This window comes from Vibrio sp. 1069 (assembly GCF_033340555.1).
This window is the reverse complement of sequence record NZ_JAWOWP010000064.1, coordinates 1-1,398: the sequence shown is the minus strand read 5'-3', so window position 1 is coordinate 1,398 and position 1,398 is coordinate 1. Positions and strand designations below refer to the sequence as shown.

At 51.6% G+C, this 1,398-nt stretch carries 1 protein-coding gene; it reads right to left on the bottom strand.

Features of this window, described 5'->3' with window-relative positions:
* The coding region (locus R7040_RS24430; protein ID WP_318097261.1) for an SLBB domain-containing protein at positions 1–1,398 on the bottom strand (1,398 nt) is incomplete at both ends.

Here is a 1,398-nt window from a genome sequence, read left to right as displayed (position 1 = left end):
TAAATGTTGGCGGTTTTGCTGAAGTTTACGAGGTCGAACGTTCTCGCTTGGCCTTGGCAGCACGACATATTGACGATGCTAATTTTCTCAAGGTAAGCGCTGTTTGTTGGGCCGCCAGCTTCTGCCAATAAGTCTAAAACCGTCATGTTGTCGTTGAACACGTAGCGTCCCGGATCTCGTACTTCACCCAGTACGCGCACGGTGGATTCTTTAGAGCGGTCGAGCCAGTTTTTGTTTTTCTCCGGAATGTAAATAGTGTCGCCAGGGCGCACGTCTGGCAGGATAGATTCATCTCCCGTTTCGAAATACATCGACAGATTTAGTTTGCTCACTTTTGCGTAGCCTAAACCGCGATGAGTCACGCGAATATTGTGGATATCGGCATCCATCGTCGGGCCGTCGGCGGCCGAAAGAATATCGAGAAAGTGCATTTCGTCCGTGAAGCGATAGCGACCAGGTGCGTTGATTTGACCAAACACGTAAATGGACGCGTCTGAGCTTTGGCTGACCCATTGAGATTTGTTGTCGGAAGGGTCATCTGGCAGTGCATGAACGCGCAAGACCGTGCCGGCAGAAACGCGTGGCAAGTTAGACGCTGGCGAACCATCTAAAATGTACTGGTCTAAATCGAAATTCGTCATTTGACCGTTGTTGGCCACTTCAATTTTGGAGGTGTCGGCACGGCGAGTCGGGCCGCCAACGTGAGCCAGCAAATCAATGAGGTCCATTTCATCCGACCATTCGATTCGGCCTGGACGAACGACTTCGCCCATTACGGCAACGGCGCGACTTGGTGCGACTTTCAACCATGACTTTTCATTAAAGTCGGTTTTTTCCGGTACGAATATCGCGTCGCCGGCGCTCACTTTTGGTGGCGCTACGGAAGAGAGCCCTTCAGTATGCGCCGTTAAGTCGAATTTGATCACCTGACCGTCGGCTTTTATCACTCGTATTTGGCGTGATTCTGCGTAACGAGTCGGGCCCCCTGCGTTTGCCAGAATGTCCATAAAGCTCGCGCCTTGTTTACCTTCGTAAGCCCCCGGGTGCGCAACTTCACCCATGATATAAACTACGTTCGCGCCAGCTTTTATCTCTTCTTCCTGCTTAGGAACAAAGATGGTTGCGCCGGGCAATATCTCAGGCAGCAAGCTTTGATCGCCAGTATCTAGGTAGGTTTTCAAGTTGAACATGGTTGGTGTGTTGTTCGTAATCACGCGAATTTGCTCAACGCTCGCGTAGCGAGTAACACCGCCAGCGCGCATGACCACATCGACAAGTGTGGTGTTTGGCTTGTAAGTAAATGAGCCCGGGGCGTTCACTTCACCGAACACTTTGATTGCGCGAGCGGAGTCGGCACTGTCACCAGAGTTGGCGAGTTTGGCTGCATCGAACTCTTGC